Source organism: Gimesia benthica (genome assembly GCF_009720525.1).
In the GTDB taxonomy this organism is placed as follows: Bacteria; Planctomycetota; Planctomycetia; order Planctomycetales; family Planctomycetaceae; genus Gimesia; species Gimesia benthica.
In genome coordinates this window covers 7523403-7541531 of the sequence record NZ_CP043930.1, presented here as the reverse complement: position 1 = coordinate 7541531, position 18129 = coordinate 7523403, and the positions used below count along the sequence as shown (strand labels likewise).

11 protein-coding genes are annotated in these 18129 nt (G+C 54.4%); 5 read left to right on the top strand and 6 right to left on the bottom strand.

Annotated elements, in window-relative coordinates:
• Positions 1-598 precede the first annotated feature (598 nt).
• Positions 599-2227 carry a sialidase family protein gene (locus F1728_RS29495; protein WP_155367001.1) on the top strand — a complete coding sequence of 543 codons (1629 nt, stop codon included), beginning with the start codon at positions 599-601 and terminating at the stop codon, positions 2225-2227.
• 91 nt (positions 2228-2318) lie between these two features.
• Here F1728_RS29495 and F1728_RS29490 read toward each other — a convergent pair whose 3' ends face one another.
• Positions 2319-2969 carry a hypothetical protein gene (locus tag F1728_RS29490; protein WP_155367000.1) on the bottom strand — a complete coding sequence of 217 codons (651 nt, stop codon included), beginning with the start codon at positions 2967-2969 and terminating at the stop codon, positions 2319-2321.
• Positions 2970-3003: 34 nt separating this feature from the next.
• Positions 3004-4341, bottom strand: a complete 1338-nt coding sequence (locus tag F1728_RS29485) for a Gfo/Idh/MocA family protein (protein ID WP_145440930.1) — start codon at positions 4339-4341, stop codon at positions 3004-3006.
• Positions 4342-4526: 185 nt separating this feature from the next.
• Between F1728_RS29485 and F1728_RS29480 the strand changes: the two genes are divergently transcribed.
• On the top strand, positions 4527-4901 hold the full coding sequence (locus F1728_RS29480; protein ID WP_155366999.1) for a hypothetical protein: 375 nt from the start codon (positions 4527-4529) through the stop codon (positions 4899-4901).
• A gap of 121 nt (positions 4902-5022) precedes the next feature.
• Here F1728_RS29480 and F1728_RS29475 read toward each other — a convergent pair whose 3' ends face one another.
• Entirely contained in the window at positions 5023-7542 is a 2520-nt protein-coding gene (locus tag F1728_RS29475; protein ID WP_155366998.1) for a tetratricopeptide repeat protein, read from the bottom strand.
• Positions 7542-8141 (bottom strand): hypothetical protein, encoded by a 600-nt coding sequence (locus tag F1728_RS29470; protein ID WP_155366997.1) that lies wholly within the window; start codon positions 8139-8141, stop codon positions 7542-7544. Before F1728_RS29470 ends, F1728_RS29475 begins: the two co-directional genes overlap by 1 nt.
• A gap of 244 nt (positions 8142-8385) precedes the next feature.
• Between F1728_RS29470 and F1728_RS29465 the strand changes: the two genes are divergently transcribed.
• Entirely contained in the window at positions 8386-9822 is a 1437-nt protein-coding gene (locus F1728_RS29465) for a sulfatase family protein (protein ID WP_155367524.1), read from the top strand.
• A gap of 224 nt (positions 9823-10046) precedes the next feature.
• Here F1728_RS29465 and F1728_RS29460 read toward each other — a convergent pair whose 3' ends face one another.
• Both F1728_RS29460 and F1728_RS29455 read right to left on the bottom strand, forming a co-directional pair.
• Positions 10047-11762 carry a hypothetical protein gene (locus F1728_RS29460; protein WP_155366996.1) on the bottom strand — a complete coding sequence of 572 codons (1716 nt, stop codon included), beginning with the start codon at positions 11760-11762 and terminating at the stop codon, positions 10047-10049.
• A gap of 30 nt (positions 11763-11792) precedes the next feature.
• Positions 11793-14213: a fatty acid cis/trans isomerase gene (locus tag F1728_RS29455; protein ID WP_155366995.1), complete on the bottom strand. Its 2421-nt coding sequence runs from the start codon at positions 14211-14213 to the stop codon at positions 11793-11795.
• Positions 14214-14854: 641 nt separating this feature from the next.
• On the opposite strand from F1728_RS29455, the gene F1728_RS29450 reads away from it, so the two are divergent.
• Both F1728_RS29450 and F1728_RS29445 read left to right on the top strand, forming a co-directional pair.
• Positions 14855-16327, top strand: coding sequence for an aldehyde dehydrogenase family protein (locus F1728_RS29450; protein WP_145041547.1), 1473 nt, complete (start codon positions 14855-14857; stop codon positions 16325-16327).
• 142 nt (positions 16328-16469) lie between these two features.
• Positions 16470-17846, top strand: coding sequence for a sialidase family protein (locus F1728_RS29445; protein WP_155366994.1), 1377 nt, complete (start codon positions 16470-16472; stop codon positions 17844-17846).
• Positions 17847-18129: the final 283 nt, after the last annotated feature.

Sequence of the window (18129 nt, the reverse complement as noted above, 5' to 3'; positions counted from 1 at the left end):
TTCCTTTCATTGGATGTAAAACCACCGCCCTCAATTAAAACGAATCGTCCAAGGGCAGATAAAACCTACGGCTGGTATAGACCGTGGGCGTCCAGGTGGCGGGTAGCAATGGCCGTTGACGTACGTAAGGCGGGTGATCGAGGACTGGGTAGTCCCATGGCGGGCAGCTAAAGCCGAAAATGTACGGATGGCGGGTGAAAGTTATTGGGCGTACCAGCGGCGGGTGGCAAGGACGGAAGGTGTCCAGGTGGCGGAAGCGAGTACCTTTTGGCGGGAAATTGAAAAGCCGGAGTTGCGGATTGATAATCCACGTTTTCCGAATTTTTACCCATTGTACGAGTCGAAATGAAGTCTTAATGTGCAATATATGAATATTGCGTGAAGTCCAGGTAAGGAATGAGGGCGTTTGAAATCCCCTTGAAATCGTGTTGTAAACAACGTGCAGGAGACGACTTCGTGGAAACTTGGGCCACATAACAGTACCATGGACTTATGTTGCCGTTGGTATTTGAGGACCTGTTTCCAGCTGGAAATTTATTAATAACTTCCTGATCCCTTCCCAGGCGACATGATTTTACATTTTCGAAAGGTTGCCACCATGAGACTTTCCCTGACGCTCACCTGCCTCTTGTTGTTGATGGCCTGCGGTTCTCTGCCTGCGGAATCGAAGGACACTCCCGTCGACACTGGAGAGTTGCTGAAGGATTTCGTTCATCCGCCGGTTAATTTCCATCCGGGTGCGGAATCGAATTCGGAGGCACGCAAATATCAGGGAATCCCTACGATTGAACGGACGCCCGGCGGTCGCCTGTGGGCGGGCTGGTATGCCGGACCGATTCATGAAGACCGTTTCAACTATGTGATGGCGGCGACAAGTGACGATGATGGCAAGACCTGGAGCGATTTGAAATTCGTAATCAACCCCGACGGCGACGGGCCTCGTCGGGCTTCGGATCCCTGTTTCTGGCTGGATCCCTCGGGCAAACTGTGGCTGTTCTGGTGGATGAACGGCGGCGATCTGAACGTGACGATGTCGATCACGACCGAGAACCCCGATGCGGAAAATCCCACCTGGACCAAACCACGGGCATTGTTCCCCGGTGTGATGATTAATAAGCCAATCGTGACGAAGAATGGGGAGTGGCTCATGCCGGCTGCGATCTGGCACCAGGATGACAGCGATCGGGTCATGGTCTCGAAAGATCAGGGACGCACCTGGGCCCTGCGGGGTGCCGCCAACGTTCCGAAGGACCGCCGGAACTGCGATGAACCGATGCTTGTCGAACGGAAGGATGGCTCTTTGTGGCTGCTGGTTCGCACCTCTGGTCACGGGATTGGCGAAGCGGTCTCCACCGATGGCGGTCGTACCTGGACCGAGGTGAAAGATCATCTGCAGCAGACAACGTCCCGCTTTCATATTCAGCGACTGGCATCCGGAAATCTGTTGCTGATCAAGCACAATGGAATCGATGAACGGGCCCGCGGGCGAAATCATCTGACCGCTTATCTCTCGGATGATGACGGTAAGTCATGGAAAGGTGGATTGCTGCTGGATGCGCGGGACACGGTTTCGTACCCGGATGCCACCCAGGGACCGGACGGTACGATCTACGTGATTTATGACTGGAATCGAGCGGACGAGAAACACATTCTGCTGACGACATTCACGGAAGCCGATGTGCTGGCCGGGAAGTATCAGAGTTCTGCGGCGCGTGAGCGGGTACTCATCAACCACGCGACGGGCGTTAATCCGAAGCCCTGGCGGAAGAAGCAGCGAGTCACATCTTTGAAAAAGAATGAAAAAGGTGCCGCACTGCTTGAGGAGTCGGGTGCACAGTTGAAACCTGTGAAAGGCGAAATGCGCAACGTGAAGCTCGGTGAGGCGATCTTCAGCAACCGCAGCTATGCTTTTCACGACAAGCTGCCCCGTTTTCTGCAAGACGGGCAGTTTGTCTTCAGTCCGATGGAGCAGACCGAAGTCGTCTGTACTTCACCGGGTGTGGTTTACGCCGTAACACCTCAGCCGGACCGCAACCAGGACAGCGTGACGGACGAATTACAAAAGCAGGGATTCGAACTGGCAGCAGTCCCTGAATTCGTACTGTTCCTGATGCCAGGCGGACGCGAGATTCCCGGGAATGTCTGTTCGGTCTATCAACGCCGTGTCGCGGCAGGTGATCGCATCAAGTTCGGCAAATGGGGCGTCGTGATCACAAAACCGGAATGATCGTGGAGATCATCGGTCTCACAACGCGAACCTGACCAGCCCCTGGCGGCCGGCGGGGATCACGTCTCCGGTCGCATACTGGCGACTAAAATCACTTTTCTGTGTGTCGAGACAGATTGCGATAAAAGTTGTCGCGGATGTTTCGCATTGACTGCCAGATGTTGGCTTTCATATCTTGCGGCGAAACGCAGGCGAACAGATAGCCGGTCCCGGTTGTTTTGTCTGTCCAGGTCTGGATGATCAGATTCAAGGTTTGCGGTTTCTGAGTGACGAACGGTTCCGTCCAGTTGACCTTTGCCGCATATTCTATGAGGCCCTGCGGGTAAATCTTTTGAGGATCGACGGGGGTGGCTTTGGTCAGTTTGCAGGTAAAGCCGCTGGTATCGATTTCCTTCTTCCGACTTTTGAAGATGGTACTCGCCAGTCCCTGATAATACGTGAGTAGTTCGCGTTCGATGTTTTTTTGTGTCAGCTCTGTGCCGGGATCGAGTTTAAATACGAAGAAGTAGGCGAAAAACGAATTCGATTTTTCCTGAAACATGCCCGGCGAAAAGCGGGCTTCTTCGATTCCCTTGAACTGCATTTCCCTGGCGAAGGAGGGGGGCAGCGGAATCTGCTCCCCCCTCCAGCCAGCAGGTACTGTGATATTCTTCGCCAACTCTATATCGGCGGCCAGCACGGCGCTGGCCCCAGACAGCATTACCACTAAAACGGCAAGACGGCGGAGATTAAAAAACTGCATACGAGTCGTTTTCTATCTTGAGGATTACAGGAGCCTAGATCGAAGCGATTTCGAAGCCGGTGCGGTAGTCCCGTGTCAGGTATTTGTTGGCAGCCGAGTTGTTGGTGATTTTGAGGGCTTTGCCATCGAATTCGAGGGTTTCGCCCGGGAAGTATGCGGCTACGTTGCCTAACTGTACGGCTTCGGTCAGATGGCCGCCGTATTCAAACCCGTCGCTGGGCTGTTTACCGGACAGGCATCCATCGACCCAGCCGTGATAATGATCGAGACCTTCTACCGGCTCGATTGTGACTCCTTCGATGTTGACGAACGGCATGCCGACATGAGGCAGAATCATGTTGCCTTTTTCACCGACAAAGATCGAACCGCCGCCTGGCAGGGACTGGCCGGGTAACAGTTTGGCAATTCCGTTCGCGGGACGCCGACCACCATCGTACCAGTTAATGGGCAGACTGCGACCAGCGGTATACTGCGTACCGGGGATGATGTATTTGATGGTTTCCTGGGCGGGCCAGACTTCATCATTCATGCCGGTGTGCTCCGAGTGGACGCTGATCGGGTCACCTGTAATTTTGAGGGCCGTGTAGACCGGATCGAGCAAGTGACAACCGAAATCGCCGATGGCTCCGGAACCGAAGTCCTGCCAGTCTCTCCAGGTGAAGGGATGGTAGACCCGGTTTCCGCCATAGGGACGCATCGGGGCGACGCTGACCCAGAGATTCCAGTCGAGTGTTTTGGGAACAGCTTCATTTGTCTTAGGCGGTTCGAGTAGACCACTGCGTCCATGTCCGGTGGTCCCGACCCAGGAATGCACGGCTGATACTTTACCGATGACGCCATCCTGAATCGCTTTTACTCCGGTCCGATAAGCGGAATGCGAATGGATCTGGTTCCCCATCCGCGTGATGACGCCTGATTTTTTGGCCTGCAGTCGCATCTGGCGGGCTTCCCACACCGTGCGTGTCAGCGGTTTCTGGCAGTAAACGTGCTTGCCGCGTTGCATGGCGTCCATGCTGATGATGGCGTGAGTGTGGTCGGGAGTGGAAACCGAAACGGCATCGATTTTATCACCCAACTCATCCAGCATTGCTTTGTAGTCCTGGTAGATGGGAGCCTCAGGTGCCAACGGTTTGACTTTTTCTGTTCGCGCCAAATCGACATCGCAGAAGGCGACGCATTTCACTTTATCGTGACTGGCAATGAGCTTGATATCAGAATAACCTTTGCCGTCGGTGCCGATGCCCGCAAACTGCAATTGCGAGTTCAAATTCTGTCCGCGGACAAATGCGGGAGCGGCGAAAGTGGTTGCGGCTGCAGCAGCAACGGTTGTTTTCAAAAAATCGCGACGGGTCGTCTCTTTGGAGGAGGTCATGATTGCGGGCTTCCTGTTGATTCGTGTCGTGGGATGTATTGGAGGTCAGAATCAGATTCTGATTAGTGTAGAATAATGATTATAGCATAAACTGCTTGTGATACGTCAATTGAGTCTGCATCATGAAGTGTGAGCAATTTCGGATTTCGTTCTGAATGTGTTTAAACCAGAAAGGTAAGTCTACCGTGCAATTGATTAACTTTGACGATGTCAATGGAATCAACGAACTGTTAGAACACGTTGGAGTTTCAGCCAAGTTGGGTCCGTTCCTGGGGAAGCATCTAACTCAGGTACTGGGTCAGCAGCAACCAGATATAAACATTGAATCAATTGAGTTCATCGGCGCTGGCGACTGCTCGGCCGAAGGAATGCAGAATTCAGACGCAGGGCACATCGTTCAGATTGACGCGTTAACTATTCCACTCAACGTTCACGTGGTGTTGATCAGTAATGATCGCATACATCATCTTGACCTTCATGTTAAGATTATGGCCAAGTCCTCGGATGGCAAGTATGCCATAACAACGGATGTGATTATTCAGCGTCAGTCAGTGGTTTGATGCCATAGTGCTTCAGGACGGTATCTACAGTCCCATCATAATCGGCCGTTCGCCAATGAATAGCTAAGCTACTACATCCCCAGCCTCGCCCCCGTAAAAGTATCAGGGAGGCAACCGGTTGTTACTCCTGGTAACTCTGATTCGCAGGCATGGCGACTGGTTCCTGCCCCGACTGTTCTTCCCGGCCGGTGAGTGCCTGGATGCGGGACAGCTCCTCCCTCCAATCTGATTTCGAATCATCGGTCAGCAGGGGGAGTAATTTTTTGATGGTTCTCTCAGCCGCTGGATAATTTCTGACACTGATCAAAGCGGACGCCAGGACGGAAAGCGATTCTTCCTGCATGACGGGAGACGCGTTGGCAATTCGTGCGTGCTGCAGTGCCTGTTTGGCCAGAGCGGGTTCAGATTCATCGGCTGTATCGAGCAGTAATCGCGCCAGTTCGCGGTGGGCATCCGGAAAAGATGCGTTTTTAGCGATGGATTGTTCGAGATCTGTTCTGGCAGAGTCCCGCTCATTCAATTTGAGAGAGGCCATGGCCCGATCAAATAAGGCGTCGGGAGAATCGGGAAACAGTTCGAGGGCCTGCGTGAAATCCTGAATCGCTTCCGCATATTGATTTAACTCTGCCCGCACACGGCCGGGCGTCATCCAGGCACAAAACACGGTTTCATCCTGCTTGATGGCTTCTGTAAATGCCTGTTCCGCTTCTGCATATTCTTCTGCGTTTTGATAACACTCGCCTAATAAGAAGTACGTTCCAAAACTGACCGAGTCGAGGAATTGTTCCATCGCGACTTTCAAGACCTGCGCTGCCTTGTGATAGTCTTTCATCGCTTTATAGACGACTGCTTTGCCGTAAAAGGCGGACTCTTTTTCGGGGGCACATTCGATTGCGGTTTTGTAATCATTCAGTGCCGCCTGGTGGGCACCACAAATCAGATGCAGATGAGCGAGTTCCTCATACAGTTCAGCCGCTTTGGAATTCCTCGCACACTGGCCGTTCAGATAGGCGATGTTCATTTTATTCAGCCCATCAGAATAAGAGGCCTCCTCATTCAGCAACGTAAGCAGCCCCGTTGACAATTCATCGTAGATTTTGCTTTTGTTTTTAAAGAGCTGCCAGACCATGCCTTGTCTGGAGTCAGCATCTCCCTGTTCCATTTTTCTGGTATAAGTAAACCGGTCAATGTCGCTGGGATGGGTGTCTGATTCGTCAGTGGGTCGATTGATAATTTGAACCAGCATATACTCGATCTGATCGAGTGCCTTTAAAGACGGGGGTGCATTCACGGGCCCGAAGCATTTCGATGCCTGTTGTGCCTGAAGTACTTCGGAGACACCGCGATTCATCCAGTAGTCATATTCGACTGAGCGACGGACGACGTGGCGTAAACCTTTTTCAAATGAGGCGGCCCCATAGGCTTTGACGGCCACCCGGTCGGCCAGAATTTCCTGCAGTCTACTGGCACCGAAGGTGATACGGGAAAAGACACGGTAGTAAAATCTCAAAAATTGAAAGGCAATGTGCCACCAGCGAATCTGGCGTCGACTGGCCACGGATTGTGCAAAGCGTTGCATCGCAATATCAACGCGCATCGCTGTCGCGCCGCCTGCTGTATCTCGGTTGAGGAAGTGTCCATATTCATGAGCCAGAATGCAGGAAAAAGCATCGACTGAGAGACCGTCGAGAACGCCCACTCCTAAATAGAGAATCCGGGTGCCCTTGTCTCTGAATCGCTTCAGGACATTCCCCTGCTCTGAAACTGCGATGGTCGTTGATTGCAGGAGACGAATCTGGTCGACGGGCCGGGTGCCGACTTTCTCGGCGACTTCTTCGACCAGCGCCCACAAACCGGGCTGCTCTTCTTTCGAAATGATTTTGCCCGGGATCTCCCGATTAATGCCGACAAAGCAGGTCCAGATCCCACTGCAGGCAGTCCAGATCGATCCCAGACTCAGGATAAAGACGAGGGCCACCAGCCACAGGTTCAAGTAAGGGACATTGAGCAGAGCATAACCCAGGGTGAGAGGGACGGCGAGGGAAACGACCACCAGCAGTGGTAAAGAAATATAGTAATAGACGCTGGCGAATTGCACCAACAGCCGATAGGCGGAACGCAAGATTTGATGTCCTTCCAATGCCTGGACTATGTTTTCCTTTTGCAGAATGCGGACGATTCTGGATGACATGAATTTGCCTGCCACGTACAAGAAGGCTAAACCAACGAGCCAGGCGAGGACCACATATAACGTGAACCAGGCGTATTCCCAGATCCAGCGTTGTTGGTCGATTGCCATTTTCAGCCACTTCGCAATACTCGCTTCAGGGACTCCCATTTCTTTGGCTTTCAGGAACTGCTGCTCAGCGGCTTTCCAGTTTTCATCCTTGAGGTCAGCGATTCCCTGAAAATAATAAGTGTGTTTATCGTTGGGAAATTTCTGTCCCATCGAGGAGACCACACTGCGAAATTCGGTATTGTTCTTGTCTTCTAACGAAAATTTGGCAAGCGCAATCCAGGGAGTCGGATTATTCACGTTTTTCAACGTTTCAGCGCGTGCCAGGTTCTGGGCACGTCTCCGGTAGGGTTGCAGCACACTGAAGGGCGCATTCCCCTGCTCTAACGTGGAAACGGCAGACATCAACTTTGACAGCGAGGGTTCTGCTTCAATTGGGAATCTATAATGGCCTGCGCCTGACTGGTGTTTCCTTTCTGGAGCTGTTGTTTTGCATTCTGCCACTGGCCTGTCGGGGCGGGAGAGATCCCCGCATAGACGCGCGTGGTGGGAGTCTTGCCGAATTCGACTCTGGGGGGAGCAGGATTCGTATTTCGAAGGAGCGGGTTTTTATAATGCGAAATTTGATTCGCAGAGCGATTCGTTGAAACGGCGGGGGTTTGCCCAGAGTAGTTGGGCCGCCCCATGTTCGGATTTGCTGGATTTCCTGGGCGCGTCACGGTCCTGGAATTATAGCCCGGGCGATTGCCTCCCGGAGTGGGAGTGCCTGGCCGATTGACCCGCGGACTGGGAGTGCCGGGACGATTGCCGTAACTCGGTCTGGGAGAAGAGGGGCGATAACTTCTGCCTCCCGGACTCGGCGCAGAAGGTCGCGAGAACCCGCCCCGGGAAGGGCCTGACGGAGCAGATGGAGCAGACGGACCAAACTGAGCATGGCCCATATTATTCAGTCCCAGCAAGAGACCTGTTGCTAGCGGGATGATGATCTTAAACGAATGAACCACGCTGTTTCTCCCAACCAGTAAAATAGCAGTAATGGATAAATGTCCCCTTATACTACTGGCGAAAAATACACACGCATACACGATGTCGTGTATTTGATTCGATTTTTTGAAACTGGAAAAATGGTCTGCTCTGTTAGTCTGATAATGTGAATCAGTGTCGGGCACTGATATGATCGAAGCTGGCGATCCTGATTTCCAAGGGACGCCTCTTCACCACACAGCCACCAGACAGAAAGAGTCAATGATGGGGAATCGACGTGTTTTTTCAGCAGTCATCGGAGCCGTTTTTTGTCTGTTCGTGACAGGAGTCGCCCTGGCGGCGAAGGCGGATACTTCCGAAAAACCGAACATCATTCTGGTGATGGCGGATGACCAGGGCTGGGGCGATACCGGCTATAATGGCCACCCGTTTGTCAAGACGCCTGAACTCGATGCCATGGCGAAAGAGGGATTCGTCTTTGACCGCTTCTATGCTGGTGCACCGGTCTGTTCTCCGACCCGGGCCAGCGTGATGACGGGGCGGAATCCGAATCGGGCCAAAGTCACCAACCATGGTCGCTACATGCGTCCACATGAGCAGACCATTGCCGAAACGTTGAAAGCGGCTGGATACGTCACCGGGATTTTCGGCAAAGTGCACCTGGGTTCGGGACAGCCCGACTCGCCCTGTAATCCGAGTGGCATGGGATTCGATGAATGGGTGATCGGCCTCAACTTTTTCGACAACGATCCCTACCTGAGCCGGATGGGAAAGATCGAACATCGCCAGGGTAAGGGTTCGGTGATCCTGATGGATGATACGCTCGAGTTCCTCAAGAAACACAAAGACGGTGATCAGCCGATCTTCACGGTTGTCTGGTTCCCTTCTCCGCACTCCCCGCATGCGGAAGTGCCGGATGGCCCCAGCCTTTACAAAGGCAAACCGCAGGCGGGGTACTACCGCGAAATCACGCTGCTGGATCAGCAGGTCGGCCGTCTGCGACGCGCGCTGCGGGATATGGACATGGCGGAGAATACCATCGTCTGGTACTGCAGCGATAACGGCGGGCTGAACAAGGAGACGTCCGGGGGGCGTGAGAAAAAGGGGAGCATCTATGAAGGGGGCCTGCGGGTGCCGGGGATCATCGAGTGGCCCGCTAAGAAACTCAAGGGGCGGACTTCGGTCCCTGTGGCGACCTTTGATATCTATCCCACCCTGCTGGCTCTCGCCGGCGTTGAGTTATATGCACCGCATCCGCTCGATGGCATGGATGTGAGCGGTATTATTGCGGGGTCGGTGACCGAACGGAAGAAGCCAATGGGGTTCTGGCATCAGTTACAGGGCGGGCAAGGTACCCGCAGCGACCAGATTCAGAAAGCCATCATGGAGAAGCAGCAGGCCGGTGCCCCCTTACCCCATGATCCGGTCCGCATGCGGAAAGACGTGGACGAATTCCCCCAGTTTCCCGAAGAGACCACGACCGGGCACGCTGCGTGGACGGACTGGCCCTGGAAACTGCATCGCATCAAAGGGACGAGATTCGAACTCTACAATCTGAGCGATGACCCGATGGAGACAACCGATCTTTCTAAAGATCCAGAACAGGCTCAACGGGTAAAACAGATGCAGCAGGAGTTGAATGCCTGGATGCGGTCTGTGATCCGCAGCATTAATGGGAAAGATTATCAGGCAACGAAGTAGAAGGAGGAGCAATTTACGGTACTCGAACCTGTATTGTGAGTTTTTCCTGTCCGTTTCCTGCTCGCTGCGCTCGGCCCGAATTACATTCGGGCCCACCTCTGGCGTTTTCTTGAGTATCTCTCTTGGGTTTTGAAGAATAAATGAAAGTTGACAGGTGGGCGGACACATGGGTACTGCCCCTACGGCTATATTAACCGGATGTAATGAGGGGTACGAACGATTTCTCAGAGCGGCTTATAAATCATACGTGCGCCGTAGAGGTACCAGCGTCTGGTGTCTGTCTGCCAGCCGCGGAGGGTGAATAAACCGCAGCGCCAGTAGTGATCGAATCCGCCGCCGTGTACGTAGCAGGTGGCGCTTTTGCTGAGATAGTAGTAGTCGCCGAAGTTATTATGCCGCAGCGTGTCACTGCCGAGACGCATAGTTTTCTGTGCGTGCGGTACTGAGTCCACTTCCTGATTGACATAATCCTGGGGGAGTGCCAGCAGTGGATGTGCCGGATCGAAGGTCAGATTCTTCATATAATTCCGCTCGCGATCGCCGCCGACGGTGCCGTTGTCGGTCTGGATCTCCTGCGTGATGCCAGTCGGCCGATATGTGCCGCTGGTGACGTCGCTGGCGTAATCACGCAGGTTGTCACAGACGTACGCCTGGCCATTTTTGAAGTTCAGCCCGTCGATATAATGCCAGACGTTGCCCCACAGATTCTCCATGTAACGGTATCGTACGGCACAGCGGTAACTGGCGTCCGCTCCGCCGCCGTTCGGTGGGGTGTGGCCCGAGGGGGTCTGCAGGCTGTCGGCCCAACCGGTCTTCTGGGCGGCGCCGCCGAGCATCATGTCCGTGGTCGTATCGAGCGGCGGTCCATCGAAGTAGATCGACGTCATCCCCTTGCGGGGCGTATTCGACTCCACTCGCACGATGCTGCGTTCGTTCGCCAGCACGGAATGCTGATCATTCCAGTCCACCATTTGGATTGCCGACCCGACGAACAGTTTCTGAGACAGGTACGAACTCCAGTCGCTGACGATGAACCGGTTGGTGTTTTGCTCTGCCAGCGCACAGTGCAGCCGGGCACCACGTGAGGGCTGCAGGATCTTTCCCCAGCCGCCGCCTACCGCGGCCTGACTGTCGCGAGTGGCATACTCCACGAGGAACAGGTTCTGCAGCAGATTTAACGTGCGGAGGTCGAGAATTCCATACCCCGGCCCGTTGGTTCGCGCAAAGCTGCGGTATTCGGGCCGCGTGCCATCCGCGGTCGGATAGACGCCCGAGATACTCAGCATTTTCCCATCGCGCACGTGGGCTTCGTAGGCACTGACATAGATCGCTGGGAGCTCTCGCCCCTCTTCCACGAAGGCTGGATCAACGACAAATCCGGGTAGTGGCTTATCACTGACAAAACGGTATTCATACCCATCCTTTACATACCGCAGGGCATAGTGTCGGGGGATTTTCACGAACACATTGCCATTGCTGCCTGTCAGCGAGAAGTCGGGCTCGCCGGCATAGGTCACCGTGGTGCCCCCCTCTTTACTCTGCAGGACATTACAGAGCCGCATCTGGCTGAAGGGCAGGATCTGATCGAAGTCGGTCGCCTTGAGGCCCCTGGCTAATCCGATCCGTTCGCAGGGGGCGAGATAGTCTTTGACTTCGTCGTCAATGAGTTTCCACCGAACGCCGTATGCGGCGGGGATAGCTGGGCCGGCAGTGTCATCGGCCTGGGACCTTGATTGCGAGGCAGACAATAGTAGTACGGTGAGGGGCACGAGTACGTGCATGTAGTTTTGTTTGAGCATAAAGATATATTTCAGCAGATCCACAGATCGAATACCAATCCGGTACTTCTCCGGTAACTTCCATCCGGTAACAAGCCGCCGGATGTGTTCGTGGACAATTCTACCGGCCGCATCAATGTCGATCCAGTGAGCCGGTGTCACTCAGGACTGAAGCGTCCTGCTTTTGAGCTTTTAATACTTGGACTCGAGTAGCATGTAGTATTTGAGGTCGAAGTAGCCGGCGTCGGGCTGGCGATTCTGGAAATTCCAGTCGGTCAACCAGTCGAGCATGGGCCAGAAAGCGACCGAGTTGCGGAGGGTGCCGAATTTGTTTTTCCAGGCGGTCCATTCCTCGGTTGTGGAGATGGCGTTGAGTTCCGTGAGACACGCGGAGGCGTCTTCGATTTTCAGATCGATGATCAGATTGGGGAAGTCTCCCACAAGACCGTGGTAGGCGCTCATGGTATCCAGTTCGGGTTGCCTGGCGCCGTTTTCGTCGAAGACGACATTGTTGAAGGCATACGAACGGTTAGCGACCAGCGAGTAGACGCGGTGCTCTTCCCCTTTGGTCAGACGGATGAAGGTGTTACTGGGTAGAAACGGTGTGAACTTGAGTTGCGTACGCATCGTGAGGGTGGAGAGAGCGGCCTCCCAGTCGGCGAAGTTTTTCACGGGATCGGTCAGTTTGACGTCCGGTTTGTTTCCAGTGTTAAGCAGATCGCGTGGACCGCTGACCGCTTCTGTAAACTGGCGTTGAATCTGGCTGAGCACACCGGAAATGGGGTCGGTCCCTTCTACTTCGAGCCCCTCGCCCACATTTTCGCCTGGAAATGGCATGCGGAAGAGGAGTTCCTGTCCGATGCCGCGGGTCCAGAGGTCGCGGTATTTCTTCCGCGCGTCGACCGGCAGCAGACGGAGAAAGTTGTCTTCGAACTCCTGCCGGAGTCGGCTCATGAATTCCCAGGTATCGAGCTTCTGAGCGACGCTGCCATAGTATTCGTAGTTAACGACCAGGGAGTAGTACAGACGTTCGAAGCCACTGTAGTCGATCAGCCAGAAGGTGGGCGGAATGCCCCCTTGTCGCCCACGGAGTACGGTCGCATTGGTTTCATTGCGGAGGATGGTGAGCCAGGCATTCGAGTTCTGCTGATTCCCGTCCCAGACATCGTTGATCTCGTAACCGGTCGGCTTGTATTGATCGAGGACCTTGAAATAGGCGTCGTTATAGACGGCGTTCCCTTCGAGGCCGTAGTTCATGAAGTCTTCCCAGGACTGCAGACCGAGTTCCGGCTTGAGGACGGAGGGATCGTGTTCGGGGTCGACAAAGAAGACCCAGAAATTGTCTTTGATGGCGTAGGTAGCCAGATTTCCGACACAGACCGGGCCGCGGATCATCCCGCTGACAATCAGATGCGAATTCTCCACGAGGAACTGCGCCCGCGACCGGGCGGGAATCGCCTGGAAGACTTCAAACGGATTTTGGCTGCTGTAGCCCGGCTCCAGGCTTTTACCGGCGACCGATTCGACCTGAAAGAAGAGTTCATCGAGGTGTTTCAGTTTGTCGTCGCTGAGCTGCCAGACGAAGAGTGACTTCTGAACCCGCGATTCGGTTACCTTTTTCAGCCGGTAATAGAACTTGTCAACCCCCTTGAGATACGGATTATTATAGGGTCGGGCCGTCTTGATTTCGTGAACCGGACTGGCGGTGACCACCTGCTTGCCATCGGCATCGTTTTTGACCTGGATCGGCGGTGTGGTGGAACGGACGAGGCGAAAGTATTCGCCAGGCGATTCCTCGAAATGCAGTGTCGCGAGAAATGCATGTTCGAAGATAAAGCGACTGACCAGCGGGGAGAGTGGTACATCCTGATTGAGAAAGGCTTCCCAGCGGGCGATGACTTCGGGCTGTTTCAGTTGCTGGACCTGGGCCATGACCTCGGCTGTGGGGCCGGGGGAGCCGGCGGTGATCCATGCGGAAAAGAGCTGATTCTCGTCCACAGTCAGTGCGGGCATTCCGAAGGGCATCCCTGCGGTGGGGCGTTGTTTCAGATAGGCGTCGATGCCCTGCTCGCAGGGGCAAATATGTTTGTTGACGGAATGGTAGATCGGTTCGAGGGACTGCAGTTCGAAGGGGGGCTGGTTATGTTCGGTGCCGGCGACCAGCATGCGGAACAGGATGCTCTTCGCGGGTCGTTCTTCGGGAGGCCCCTGCTGTTCGACGACATTGCAGAAGCCCTGCTCCCGCCAGGCAGTCACGGAAGGCTGGTCAAACAATCGGACCGGTTTTTCCGCGAACAGGTGCGTGGCATCAGGATTGACTTTGCGGGCACCGCGGAGCAGTCCTTCGTAACAGGTGAGCTTGAGCAGGCAGGGCGAGTCGAGACAGCCATGACAGACGATGCAGCGACGGTTGAAAATCGGTTGTATTTTGTCGAGATAGTAACTGCCGGCGAGCTCGGAGCCGGTGGTCTCCGGATATGTGGTGGGCTTGAGAACGAAAGGTTGCCAGTCCGCCTGTTTGCTTGCCTGCTGCCAGACAATGCCCCCGACTATCGCTCCAGCGGCCAGAAGAAAGAGCAGTACCCCAGCCGAATAGCGAACCCTGTTCTTCAATGCTCTATCCTCGCTTCATCTTGAAATAGCTTTCCGGTTCATGAATTCTTTTCATTCGGCCCCAAATTGAAGATAGGTGTGGGGAAATAAGGTGTCAAGGCACGGGTGTGGGTGGATCTGTTTTCTAATGTCCGTATTGAGTGGGTGGCAGCAGAGTTTCTTCCTTGTTTCGAGCTGGGGAGGTTCATTCTTAAAGGATCGTTTTCTCTGCCCGTTTCCTGCTCGCTCCGCTCGGCCCGAATTTTATTCGGGCTCACCCACGAAAAAAGTTGACACATGGACTCATAACTGTTGCTACATGAATTGGGTGCCGACTATTGTTCTGTCAGGTTTCGGCTTGTTATGATAGGGCTGTCCCCGTGGGATAGCATCGTCGCTGGTTGTGAAAGCGCAGCGTCGATTTGCCAAGCGCCTCGTTTGTTGATTGTTGCCTTCTGTTTGAAATTGATATGGTCTACCGCACAGCGGGAATTCCGGGTTGCTCACCCTGCCCCGCCTGTCAGTACTTACCAGCCAGGAAGATTGTTTCCTGCCTGGAGTCGATTCAGCTTGCGGTTTCTTCTTTGAACCAGCCACTGCAGATTGTCATTACTCGACGAACGACTTAAAGAATTGATTACTAAAGTTAAGGAACAGAGAGTATGCCAGCCTGGCCAGAAAAAATGTTTATCGATGGAAAATGGGTCGACGGTCATTCCAGCACGAGTTGGACAATTACCAACCCGGCGACACGGGAACCGCTGGCGGAGATTGCCATGGCGGATGCAAGTGACGTCGATCTGGCTGTGACTGCAGCTCGCCGTGCGTTTGACGAGGGCGAATGGCGGCGGATGGATGGTCTGGAGCGTGGGCGTCTGCTGTTTAAGCTGGCCGAACGGGTGCGGGAATCTGCGGAAGACCTGGCGATGACCGATACGCTCAATATCGGCAAGCCAATTCGCGATACACTCGGATTCGATATTCCCTGTGGTGCGGACATGCTGGAAAGCTATGCCGGTCTGCCGGACAAAATCGCCGGCCATTCTTATGGCGGTCTGGCCGACAACGTGACCATGCAGTTTCGTGAACCGATGGGTGTGATCGCGGCGATTGTCCCCTGGAATTATCCGCTGACCAACGCAGCAATCAAGCTGGCCCCGATTCTCGCCTGTGGCAACACGGTGGTGCTGAAGCCCTCTGAAGTCTCCCCCCTGTCAGCGTTGATGCTGGCGAAGCTGGCTGAAGAAGTCGGCTTTCCTCCCGGCGTGATCAATGTGATTCACGGAACGGGTGCGGAAGCGGGTGCTGCTCTCGTAAAACATCCCGGGATCAACAAAATCGCATTCACTGGTCGTCACGAAACTGGTGCCCAGTTGATGGAAGCGGCCAAAGAGGGCATGAAAGGGGTGCTGCTGGAACTGGGTGGCAAGACGCCGAGCGTGGTCTTCCCCGATGCTCCGCTGGATCATGTTGTGAACGGCGTCATCACCGGAATTTTCTGTCACCTGGGGCAGATCTGCGTAGCCGGTTCCCGTCTGCTGGTGCATGAAAGTCAGCACGATGAACTGTTGGAGCGGATCATCGCCAAAGCCCAGAGTCTGCGGCAGGGAGATCCGACCGATCCGGAAATGCACCTGGGTTGTCTGGCGACGCCGACGCACTGTGACTTCGTACGCAGCCGCGTCGAACAGGCGAAACAGGAAGGGGCCCGCATGGTTTTGTCGGGCGAGATTTCAGATGATCCGCTGGACTGCTTCTTCCCGCCCACCATTTTCGACCAGGTCTCTCCCGACATGGCGGTGGCGAAGGAAGAAGTCTTCGGTCCGGTCTTAAGCGTGATGACCTTCAAGACCGAGGAAGAAGCAATTCGAATTGCCAACGATTCCGACTTTGGTCTGATGGCCAATATCTGGTCGACCGACGGCACACGGGCTTTGCGGGTCGCACGCGAACTGCAGGCCGGCCGGATTTCCATCAATGGTGGCGGCTACCTGCGACCGAACGTGCCGATCTATGGATATAAGAAGAGTGGGTTTGGCGCGGAACTGGGCTTCATCGAAGCGGCGCATGAACTCTGCAATTCCAAATCGGTGATTTACTCCCTGGCGACTGAGAAATCTCCGTGGCCTGAGTAAACGAACTTCTCTCTGGAAATATGACAGGGGCAGGATGCACATAGAGTGTGTCCTGCCCCTTTTTTAATTGGTTGTTTGTGCCCTGGTGTGCGTGTAGGATGGGTCTGAACCTATTTCGAGTCCAGCTATATTGAGAATACCTATGCGCTTCATCTTCCGTTCTCTCTTATTTGTGATTGCCTGCACGAGCTACGCAGCCGCCCAGGAGAAAACAGAGTCTCCACTCAAATTGACAATGGGAGAACCGCGTGTGATTGTGCGGGGGATTCGGCCGGAGGAGCAGCTTTGGGGGCCGTATCAGTTTCCGCGGCCCTATCGGTTGAAAGACCGGTATGTCGTTTCCGTGCACGTAAAAAACGACGACATCAGTAACTACGGCTCAACGGCACTCTGGTTTGAAAGCCGCGACAAGGGCAATACCTGGAAAGAGGTTGATGCATCGGTGGCGCAGGAGTGTGGTCTGCTGCTGCCGAACGGGGACCGGGTTTACCTGCCGCCGGAATCAGGTGTGGATGTAAGCGAGTACAAGCAGATTCCCTGGAATAAATACACGCCCGCCTATGATTTTTCAAAGCAGGCGGAGGAAGGGACGCTGCCGATCCCGGACGGGATGACCTTCTGGATGGGGGGCACGACGATCAATGCCTATAACGCCGATCGCCTGCCACCGAGCCTGTCTAAAAAGGAATGGACGCTATATCGCATCCCGGCGGGTCAGACACAACCGGTGCTGGAACAGGCCAGCGTGGACTGGCCTTACCTGACGCGGGTAGTTCATGTCAGTCGCAAGGGGAAGAAGGTGCTGAAGTCGATCTTTCCGCGGGGGAATCCGAAGCTGGGTCCGGACGGGGCAATCTGGGTGAGCGTGTTTTCGGGAGAGGGGCATCTGAATCCGGAAAACGGCCAATACAGCCCGTACTACTCTGCGGAGATCTTTCGTTCCGAGGACAATGGAAAGACGTTCCAGCGTCGGTCGCATCTGGAATATGAAGCCAACGGTCACGAGTTTCCCTATAAGAGTGGTGGTTTCAGCGACAGCGACTTTGAATTCATGCCGGACGGCTCGATTGTCTGGTTCCTGCGGTCGACCTGGTATTCTTCGACCGGCAAGGAATGGGACCCGATGTATATGACGCGTTCGACTGACATGGGGCGGAGCTGGTCGAAGCCGGTAAAGTTCGACCGGGTCGGGATTCTGCCGCGTTTGTGTCGTCTGGAGAATGGTGTGACGCTGCTGTGTTATGCACGTCCCGGAACGTTCGTGCGAGCCTCGCTCAATGATAGTGGCACAAAGTGGACCGAACCGCTGGTGGTAATGACGCCCGGCGATCGGAGCGGGCTGGCTAACAAGCCGGTGGCAGAGCCGACCTTTCACGACTGGGACGGTTCCTGCAATAACCCGGAGATTGTCCCCCTGGACGAGAATAGTGCCCTGCTCTTTTACAGCGACTTTTATTATCCGGATGAAAACGGCATGAAACGCAAGACGATTCTGTGTCGGAAGATTACGGTGGAGTGAGCAGTTAGCTGAATCGTTCAGTTAATACCAGCATTGAAAGACAAACCAGTAGAGTTCGCTGATGTGACATTTTCTCTGTCAGTTTCCTGCTCGCTGCGCTCGGCCCGAATTTTATTCGGGCCCACCCAGATTATTCTTCACTGTTGCCCCTGTTGTTCGAACTGCGATTGAAACTCGCCAGGCGGGCGGACACGCAGGTAACGCCCCTCCTATTCTATCAACACAGTTTCTTCACAAGCTGTATCTTGCTTCTGTTGATTGCGTTTATCCTGTTTCCCCGCAT